Origin of the sequence: Bacillus sanguinis (genome assembly GCF_018332475.1) — a bacterium.
Classification (GTDB): domain Bacteria; phylum Bacillota; class Bacilli; order Bacillales; family Bacillaceae_G; genus Bacillus_A; species Bacillus_A sanguinis.
In genome coordinates this window covers 1-9,629 of record NZ_BOQB01000241.1, presented here as the reverse complement: position 1 = coordinate 9,629, position 9,629 = coordinate 1, and the positions used below count along the sequence as shown (strand labels likewise).

Annotated in this window: 10 protein-coding genes; all 10 read right to left on the bottom strand. The window is 36.5% G+C overall.

The genetic code is table 11. The annotated features are described in order from the left end of the window. Window positions 1-586, bottom strand: a 586-nt coding sequence (locus KI369_RS22420; protein ID WP_212957447.1) for an MFS transporter, incomplete at its 3' end; no start/stop codon positions are given. Between the two features lie 19 nt (window positions 587-605). Next, window positions 606-1,640, bottom strand: coding sequence for an ABC transporter substrate-binding protein (locus tag KI369_RS22415; RefSeq protein WP_212957446.1), 1,035 nt, complete (start codon window positions 1,638-1,640; stop codon window positions 606-608). Then, a complete protein-coding gene (locus KI369_RS22410) occupies window positions 1,637-2,419 on the bottom strand; it encodes a DUF3919 family protein (RefSeq protein ID WP_212957445.1) in 783 nt (260 codons plus the stop codon). The genes KI369_RS22415 and KI369_RS22410 overlap by 4 nt, the downstream gene beginning before the upstream one ends. A 66-nt stretch (window positions 2,420-2,485) precedes the next feature. After that, entirely contained in the window at window positions 2,486-3,916 is a 1,431-nt protein-coding gene (locus KI369_RS22405) for a sensor histidine kinase (protein ID WP_212957444.1), read from the bottom strand. An 11-nt stretch (window positions 3,917-3,927) separates the two neighbouring features. After that, window positions 3,928-4,599, bottom strand: coding sequence for a response regulator transcription factor (locus KI369_RS22400; protein WP_212957443.1), 672 nt, complete (start codon window positions 4,597-4,599; stop codon window positions 3,928-3,930). Window positions 4,600-4,721: 122 nt separating this feature from the next. Then, a complete protein-coding gene (gene galE, locus KI369_RS22395; protein ID WP_212957442.1) occupies window positions 4,722-5,714 on the bottom strand; it encodes a UDP-glucose 4-epimerase GalE in 993 nt (330 codons plus the stop codon). A gap of 120 nt (window positions 5,715-5,834) precedes the next feature. Next, entirely contained in the window at window positions 5,835-6,848 is a 1,014-nt protein-coding gene (gene galE, locus KI369_RS22390) for a UDP-glucose 4-epimerase GalE (protein ID WP_212957441.1), read from the bottom strand. An 84-nt stretch (window positions 6,849-6,932) separates the two neighbouring features. Then, complete coding sequence (locus KI369_RS22385) at window positions 6,933-7,751, bottom strand: SGNH/GDSL hydrolase family protein (RefSeq protein WP_212957440.1); 819 nt, start codon at window positions 7,749-7,751, stop codon at window positions 6,933-6,935. A 98-nt stretch (window positions 7,752-7,849) separates the two neighbouring features. Next, on the bottom strand, window positions 7,850-8,764 hold the full coding sequence (tagU, locus tag KI369_RS22380) for a polyisoprenyl-teichoic acid--peptidoglycan teichoic acid transferase TagU (RefSeq protein ID WP_212957439.1): 915 nt from the start codon (window positions 8,762-8,764) through the stop codon (window positions 7,850-7,852). A 65-nt stretch (window positions 8,765-8,829) separates the two neighbouring features. Continuing rightward, the coding region (locus tag KI369_RS22375; RefSeq protein WP_212957438.1) for a CgeB family protein at window positions 8,830-9,629 on the bottom strand (800 nt) is incomplete at its 5' end.

Sequence of the window (9,629 nt, the reverse complement as noted above, 5' to 3'; positions counted from 1 at the left end):
TAATCGCTGGGAAAATAAACACGCCGCCTTGCCAATGATTTTCACCAAAAATAGCTACACCGATTCCGACAAGTGGTGGCACAAGCATTCCACCAACGTTATGTGAAATGTTCCAAATACCTGTTTTCGTACCACGTTCTTTCTTTGAGAACCACTTCGTCATAACGATACTACAAGGTGGTGCTCCCATACCTTGTACAATACCATTTAGAACAAGTAGTGTAACAATCATTCCAAATGACGATGCAAAACCGAAACAAATATTTACAAGCCCTGATAAGAATAAACCGACCGCGATAAAGCGCTGGGCGAAAGCTTTATCTGACAAATTCCCCATGAAGAACTTACTAAATCCATAAACAATTGCCATAATTGAACCTAGTAGCCCAATTTCAGCTGTACTAAATCCATATTCTTGTACTAAATACGTACTTGATAACGTAAAGTTACTACGAACTAAATAATAAGCAGCATACCCAACTGAAATTCCCATTAATACACGAATACGTAGTAATTTATATACGCGATCAATCATATCTGCTGGCAAACGTTCAATTGCAGGTGCTGGCTTAAGCCATTTAAACATATTCTTTCGTCTCCTTTTCTCACTTCTGAGAGAGACGCTGTCTATTCCATATCTCGATTATTCCGCTATTTGCTATATTATTGTTTGTTCTTCTAACCGGCTGTCCTTCTATTTCTTGCTCATTCTTCGCAAACATCGTTGGTACGCCAAACGAAACCTTTTCTAAAATGTGACCCGCTTCTTCTGATAAACAATAATCAATAAATAAATCCGCAATAATACCATTCGGTGCACGTTTTAGTTTCGAAATCGCATTAACAGATAACCCTGTTTGCTCAGGTACAATACTTACAATTGGAAAGCCTTGTTTTTGAAGCATTCTCTGATCTCCCATGAAATTGATGCCTATCATATACTCACCGCTTGCAACAAACTCTACTGGTATGTAACCATTCACCGTTACTTCACCAACTTGTCCTGCAAGGTTCTTCACATATTCCTTCGCTTCCGTTTCACCTACAGTATCAATAAGTGATTGAAAAAACGTATATGCTGTTCCTGATACATTTGGATCGGGCATCACAATCTTTCCCTTATACAATGGATTTAATAAATCTTGCCACCTTGATGGATAAGGAAGTCCGAGTGGTGCTATTTCTTCATTCCACCGCTCTTTATTGATTGCAATTGCCAGTTTCTCCACTTCATAACCGTACCAATAACCGTCTTTATCTTTCACAGTTTTTGAAATACGGTTCGCGTGCTGACTCGTAACAGGAATAGATAGATTTTTTTGTTTCATCATTTGATGCGCATCTACCGTACCGCCAATAATAATATCCGCTTTCGGATTTCCAGCTTCCTCTTCTACCCTCCGAAGAAGCTCCTCTGTCGAAAGACGAATAAATTCATACGTACAACCGCGTGGTTTACAAAATGATGAAAGCAAAGCTTCACCCACTTCCTCACGTGCCGCTACATACGCAACAAGATGACGATCATCCAAAATAGGGAGACTATTTTTATTATATTTAATAGAGGTTGTATCTCGAGAGCAACTAGACATCGCTCCTCCAATTACTAGCAAAAAGAAGAAAAAGGCTATCTTTCTCATGATACATTCTCCTTTACAAATAAATTTGCGAGGGAGCTTTTCATATACATGACATTCCCATTGTTATCACCGAGATATTGCACAACAAAGTACGACGGATACACAGAAATAGTAAGAATGTCTTCTCGCTCATTCTTTATACGCTTTCCTGTTTTATAAGCGGTAATATAAGCAATTGGTTCATTCTGTGATTGTAATAATTTCTGTATCTCTCCGTAATCTGTAATTTGCTTTGCGTACCGAATCGAATCGAGTATGTGCGTAACATTCATCACACGTTCTACCTCACCTTGGCGTACTATAACATCCTGTGCTGACGCAAAAAAGTCACTAATACGTTCTGGCGTGTAATACAGGCTTAATAAATACGTTTGAAATGCTGAAATCATTGGATCCGTACCATTCTTTCCGTACATATCAGCCCCGTACTGGAACAAGTCACCTACTGCAAAAGTACGTTTATGTCCATTCAAGTACGTTACTTCTCCAGTAAATACTTGTTCTTGATTCTTAACTTCTCTCGGTTCTATTTGAATTCGGTCAAAGAATGAAATAATCGTATGCAAACGAACTTCATCCGTTATAACAATTTCTCCCCACTTTTCATGCCTAACCTTCATTTCAGTAGGCAGGGATTCATTCACTCTTTGTAAAACAGTTTGTTTGTCATTCACTATTGTGATTCGATTGTATATTTGCTTCTCCATCACATAAAACAAAATAAGAGAAAAGATTATACAAAGGACAAACATAAGAATTTGAAATGATAGCCTTTTCATTTCTGCCTACCTCCAAGATAAAAAAACGTTGTTTCGAAAATACCGCATAATTGTTTCATAAATGTATCATTTAACCGCTTTCAAGTTTTTTATGTCTTCCATCCGTCTCGGAAGCAAGAATGTAATAAATATCGTAGTGCCTATTTCTTCACTACTCTCAATCCGCATACTTCCGCCCTGCTTATTCATAATCTCCTGACAAATATACAAACCGTAACCATTCCCGTAACTAGAAGGCAGTACCTTCCCTTCTGGCGATTCATTCCACTCTGCAAGCACACCTTCATCTATACCAATGCCATCATCATGAACGAAAATCTTCGCCTCACGTTCATTTACAATTACATTCATACGAATTTGCGTAGCATCGCTATATTTTATCGCATTATCAAGTACGTTTAAGAAAATCTGTTTCGTCTTATCGAAATCTGCAACAACATGTACATCTGTTAACTCATTTATAACTTCAATCTCAAATTTCTGCAGGCGAGGCTTCACAATTGAAACTGCTTCTTCTGCTAATTCTTTTATATTCACAACTGTAGGTGAGACTTCAAACGTACTCGTCCCGTACTTTGAAGACTTAAGTAATTCCTCTACAAGTGATAATAAACGCTCACTTTCTACAGCCACATAACGCAGGCTCTCCTGTACATCTTTCTTCCCCTTTAACTTCGGAATTAAATCCACATAACCGATAATCGCCGTTAGCGGTGTTTTCAACTCATGCGTAATACGGTCTAAGAAATCTTTCTGCTTCTCTTTCTCCTCTTTCAATTGCTTAATATGCAGTTCAATTCCATCAGCCATCGCATTAAAAGATGCTGAAAGCTGAGCAATTTCCACATATTCATTTAGCTCAATCTTACTTTTATAATCACCATTTGCAAGCCGCTTTGCCATTTGTCTTAACTGATCAATCGGCTTATGAAGAGACTTCGCCAAACGAATTGCAAAGAAAATACCCGTAGCTACTAAACAAAGGGACGTCATTAAGAACGTCCAGCCAACATTTGTTAAAACTTCCTTCTCACCCGTTAACTCATTTATAAAACGAACACTCCCAATGACATCGTTTCCATAATAAACTGGGCTTGAAAACAAAAGAATTGGAGCTGGGTCTCCCTCTTCAAAAACATAAGATTTCTTCCCCTTCAAAGAACTCTCAATATCAATATTCCGATGAAGAAGTGCTCCCTTTTGCGTATCCGCAACAACATCCCCATTCTTCCCAATCATCTGTACACGGACATCCATGCGTTTTGCTAAATAAGAAGCAATTAAAAGTGAATTCGGACCGAGTGTCTCTACTTCTGCTTCCTTCTCTAAATAATTCATCGTATAAATTTGTGCTTCTACACTTAACTTCTCTAAAGAATTTGCCGCGTTATGATACATATTCTTTTCTAACGTAATATAAACAACTACGTACAAAAGAACAAAAATCGGGATTAACAGTCCCACTATTCCAAACGCCATATTTCTTTTTAAAGACATACCATCACCACTTAACAATCCAGTTTATAGCCAACGCCATAAATTGTCTTAATATATTCCCCGCTATCCCCTAGCTTTTTCCGCAGTCTTTGTACCATAATATCCACCGCTCTCGTATTTCCGATATACTCAAATCCCCATACTTTCTCAAGTAACTCATCTCTCATAAATACACGCTGCGGATTTGAAACAAACAACTGACATAAATTAAACTCTCGGTACGTTAACTGAATTTCTTTTCCACTAACATGTACCTTTCTTTCCTTAGGACAAATCATTATCTCTCCCGCCCCGATTACTTCATGACTTACCGTTTCCTCTGTCTTCTTCACACGCCGCGTCATATTCTTAATCCGAAGAATAAGCTCCGCATAATTAAACGGCTTCGTCACATAATCATCTGCCCCAAGCTGCAATCCAAGCAATTTATCATTCATCTGACTCTTCGCAGTTAACATGAGTACTGGAATATCTCTATCCTTTTCACGGAACAAACGAAGCAATTCATACCCATCTGTATCTGGAAGCATAACATCCAAAATCAATACATCCGGCCCTTCATTCCACTTCGCTAAAGCTTCTCCCCCGTCAGCCGCCGTAAGCACTTCATATCCTTCCATCTCAAGCTGCATCCGAATCAAATTACGAATACTCGATTCATCATCCACTACAAGTATTTTCATTATTCTCCTCCTTCCATCCTGTATTATAGTACAGTTTAGTATAGCAAAAATCTTATAAAAAAAGAGAGGGTATTGTCGAACATATGTTGAACGACAATACCCTCTCTTTCACTTATTATATTTTATTTATCATACCCATTAGGTTGCTTCTGATGCCAATTCCAAGCATGCTCAATGATTGTCTTCACATTTACATACTGCGGATCCCAACCTAACTTCTCTTTCGCTTTCTGAGAAGAAGCAACTAAACGTGCTGGATCTCCCGCACGACGTGGTGCTATCTCAGCAGGAATTTCATGATCTGTAACTTCACGAACTGCATCAACGATTTCTTTTACACTGAAACCATTACCATTTCCTAAGTTATAGAAATCACTCTCTCCGCCGTTCTGTAGGTCTTTAAGTCCTAAGAAGTGAGCTGCCACTAAATCTTCAACATGAATATAATCACGGATACAAGTACCATCTGGTGTATTATAGTCATCACCAAACATCATAATCTTCTCACGTTGACCTAACGCCACTTGCAATACAAGAGGAATTAAATGCGTCTCTGGGCGGTGATCTTCCCCAATAATACCATTCGGAGTTGCACCAGCCACGTTAAAGTATCTGAAAATCTTATAACGTAAATTAGAAGCTTGGCTATACCAATGAAGCATCTTCTCGATTGCTAACTTCGTTTCTCCATACGTATTCGTTGGATTTGTCATCGTTTCCTCAGTAATAAGATCTACATCTACCTCACCATACGTCGCCGCAGTAGAAGAGAAAATAAACTTATCTACCTTAAACTCATCCATTACCTCTAATAAGCAAAGTGCACCGTACACATTGTTATTATAATATTGCAGAGGCTTCTCCATACTAACTCCAACTAAAGAATCAGCTGCAAAATGCATAACCGCCTCAATATTTTCTTGTGTAAAAACATCTCTTAAAAATGCTTTATCACGAAGGTCGCCATTATAAAACTTCGCACCTTCCGTAATTGCATCCTCATGACCAGTTTGTAAGTTATCTACTACTACTACAGATAAACCTTCGTCTACTAATTTTTTCACAGCGTGAGAACCGATATAACCAGCTCCGCCGCAGATTAGAATTGAATTCATTGTATACCTACTTTCCTCATAGCTAAATTTTTAAACTTATAACTATTTAACCTATAGCATATTATAGCATGGACGTACATTTCAATTATCCATAGTGTGTACACTGAGAACTTAAAAATATTATTTAATATAGCCATCTTTATTATTAGATTGCCATCTCCAAGAATCTGCACACATCTCTTCTAAATCACGCATTGCTTCCCACCCTAATTCAAGCTTTGCTTTTGATGCATCCGCAAAACATACTGCTACATCACCAGGGCGACGCTCGGTAATTTTATAAGGAACTTTCTTGCCCGAAACTTTTTCAAATGCTTCAACCATTTCCAATACACTATAACCAGCACCTGTCCCGAGGTTATAAGCATCTACTCCCGTTGTATTCAGTACTTTTTCAAGCGCCTTTACATGACCATTTGCTAAGTCTACAACATGAATATAGTCACGGATACCCGTTCCATCTTTAGTTGGGTAGTCATTTCCAAATACACTTAATTCTTTTAGCTTACCTACCGCTACTTGTGTGACATATGGCATTAAATTATTTGGAATTCCATTTGGGTCTTCTCCAATCCGGCCACTCTCATGTGCACCAAATGGATTGAAATAACGAAGCAATGCTATGCCCCATTCCCCATCTGCAAGTGCTACATCACGCATAATTTGTTCAATCATCAATTTGGTTTGGCCATATGGATTTGTTGCACTTAACGGAAACTCCTCCGTAATTGGTGATGTTTCTGGTATACCATATACCGTTGCAGAAGAACTAAAGATTAGCTTCTTTACGTTATGTTTCTGCATCACTTCACATAACACTAACGTGCTTATAATGTTGTTATTATAATATCTTAATGGAATTGCTACTGATTCTCCTACAGCTTTAAGACCCGCAAAATGAATAACAGCTTCAATTTTATTTTCTTCAAAAATTTTATTCAATGCCCCGCTATTTAAAAGGTCTTCTTCATAAAATTTAAATTGTTTTCCCGTTATCTCTTTTACTCGATTGATAGACTCTACTGAACTGTTTGACAAATTATCTAATACAATAATTTCAAAACCATTATTCAGTAATTCTACACATGTATGACTACCAATATAGCCTGCCCCACCTGTTACAAGTATTGCCATAAATATGCCTCCAGTGTTATTAAATATTAATAAAAAAGAAAATCATTTATCTTACATAAACAAATGATTTCCTTTTTACAGGCTTTATTTAGCTACGAAATAATCTGTCACATATTGCGACCAAATTTCATGACCTTTAGCGCTCGGGAAGCCAAATTCTTCTTGTAGATATGGTAAGATAGCCTTTGTCGTTGCATCAGGCCATACTCCCCAATGATCCACATATGTATAACCATTTTGCGTTGCAAATTGTTTTAACGCCTCAATCGCCTTCGGATAATTCTTCGCACCATACACTGGGTTTGGTGGTTGAATCATAATCGTAGCACCCTTTGCACTAGTAGAAAGTGCTTGCACAAATTTCTGTGTACTCGCAACAGAGTTTCCATTACCAGTTTTACCATTGTCAGTAATAAACGGTGGCTCGAATAAAATCACATCTGGATTTTCTTTCGCAATCTCTTTATCACGTTTATTCGCAATTAACTCGTCTGTGCTTTCACCCTTATATTCCTTTACCGTCACATTCCATAAACCTTTACCGTAAGCAGTTTCTAAATTAGTCGTTAACTTAGCTGCCCAAGCCTCTTTTTCAGATGAAGAAGCTTCATCACCAACAATAATAAGATTTACTGCCTTTTTATCTTCAGCGGCTTTCTTTAACTTTTCTTTCACTGCATCTGGTAAATTCTTCGCATATGCTTCATTAAAAGATGACTTCGCATCTTGTTTTTTCTCTGTTTTCTTTGCTTCGCTATTTTTCACTTCAGACTTCGTTTTCGTTACTTCACTCTTCTGCCCTGTCGCATTCGCAACTTTCTTATTCCAGTATAATTTACCGCTCACAACCGAAGCGACAAACAATACAAAAATAACTAGGACAAGTACTGCTTTCTTATTCATCGATTCACCTCATCTATTAATCTCACAATATATAATACTAATATAAATCCATGCAAAAATAAACCCAACTCCTACCAAAGGAGTTGGGTTATTACATATTACTTAGTCACTTCAAGGTGCGCTCTTAGCTTATTCGTAATATCTTGTTTCGCTGCATCTGGAACATAGTAGTACCAAATACCATCAGCGGCTTTATGGCCGTCACCTGGGATTTGGATTTCTTCACTATTCTCCATGCAATCTTTATAGTTCTTTTGAATTTCAAACATTTGATCCTGGGTTAAACTTGTTTTAACATTTTTCTCAATTGCTTTTAATACATCACCATAACTAGCTAAAGAAGATACGCTTGCACCCTTTTTAATTACCGCTTGGATAACTTGACGTTGGCGCATTTGGCGGCCAAAGTCACCACGAGGATCATCGTATCTCATCCGTGAATAATGTAATGCTTTCGTGCCATCTAAGTGAATATTACCTTTTTCAAAATGAATATTTTCATATTGGAAATCTAAATCATTATTTACATCTACACCACCAACAGCATCAACAACATCCTTAAAACCATCCATATTCACCTCAATATAGTGATCGACTGGTACATTCAAAAAGTTTTCCACTGTTTTTACAGACATGTCGATACCACCAAATGCGTAAGCATGATTAATTTTATCCTTCTTACCTTTCCCGATTATATCAGTATAAGAATCACGCGGTATACTTGTAATTTTCATTGACTTCGTTTTAGGATTTAAGGTAAATAATATAAGTGAATCGGATCTTCCAGTTTCCTTTTCCCTTTGATCTACTCCCATCATTAATATAGAAATAGGTTTTTGATTAGAGATATCTACTTGCTCTTCTCGTTTATCAGATTTATCACGTTTTAATGGTTGATGGACAGTATCTAATGTTTTAGAAACATTAGAATATACATAATATGCATAACCCCCACCAGCAATTATTAAAAAGGCTATTATACTTATAATCCATATTACAATCTTTTTTTTCATCTCTTATACCTTCTCCTGAATGATATAGTTTAATTAATTCAAGGATATCTCATTATTATTTATCCTTATTGGATTTTTTCTAAAAAGTGTTGTACCCTTCGGATCATTGAATCCCGGCATATGGCCTTTTTATAACTTTTCGAAGCAATTTCTTCCCTTAATGCACTATTATTTAGGTAGTATTCTATTTTTTTTACTAAGTCCTGCACGTTCTCGTATATAACAATCTCATCATTTTCTTTGAAAAAGTTAGATACTTCCTCATTGTAATCGGTTAATTGGAAAGAATTAGTTGCAGCTATTTCAAAAGTCCTTGGATTTACGCCCTTATGATTCTCAAAATTAATATTCAAACATATCTTACTTCTGGAATATAGTTCATTTAATTGGTATGGTTGGATATTTTTATTCCTAACCACTTTGTGTAAATGACGGTATTTCAATTTTGAATAAATGTAACTAATCGGTTTTTTTAGTTCTCCGTACCTTCCAACTATAACCATATTCAGCCCATTATTACTAAATACTCTTACCAATTCATTTAAAATTTCTTTTCTATTCCTATACCCATAACCAACAAAACAAAAGTCAATATCTTTCACACAATTAATGGGGTAATAAATTTCCGCATTATAACCCATTGGTATATAAATAAATTTTTCCTTTGGTTTTACAAATTGATCATCATTTTTATCGAAAGAAACAATATAATCATATTGCTTCAATGTGCTGAAAATTTTTGGGAAACGATGTAAGGAATCCATCATCCATAAAACTAATTTTATTTTTGGATTTTCCTTTTTAATTGTAACTAGAGTTTCCTCTAAAATATAATCCCCTTTAATAAGAATGACAAAACTAGGGT

Coding starts and splice junctions, on each gene's coding strand:
- KI369_RS22415 (WP_212957446.1), bottom strand. CDS start 1,640: ATGAGAAAGATAGCCTTTTTCTTCTTTTTGCTAGTAATTGGAGGAGCG.
- KI369_RS22410 (WP_212957445.1), bottom strand. CDS start 2,419: ATGAAAAGGCTATCATTTCAAATTCTTATGTTTGTCCTTTGTATAATC.
- KI369_RS22405 (WP_212957444.1), bottom strand. CDS start 3,916: ATGTCTTTAAAAAGAAATATGGCGTTTGGAATAGTGGGACTGTTAATC.
- KI369_RS22400 (WP_212957443.1), bottom strand. CDS start 4,599: ATGAAAATACTTGTAGTGGATGATGAATCGAGTATTCGTAATTTGATT.
- galE (WP_212957442.1), bottom strand. CDS start 5,714: ATGAATTCAATTCTAATCTGCGGCGGAGCTGGTTATATCGGTTCTCAC.
- galE (WP_212957441.1), bottom strand. CDS start 6,848: ATGGCAATACTTGTAACAGGTGGGGCAGGCTATATTGGTAGTCATACA.
- KI369_RS22385 (WP_212957440.1), bottom strand. CDS start 7,751: ATGAATAAGAAAGCAGTACTTGTCCTAGTTATTTTTGTATTGTTTGTC.
- tagU (WP_212957439.1), bottom strand. CDS start 8,764: ATGAAAAAAAAGATTGTAATATGGATTATAAGTATAATAGCCTTTTTA.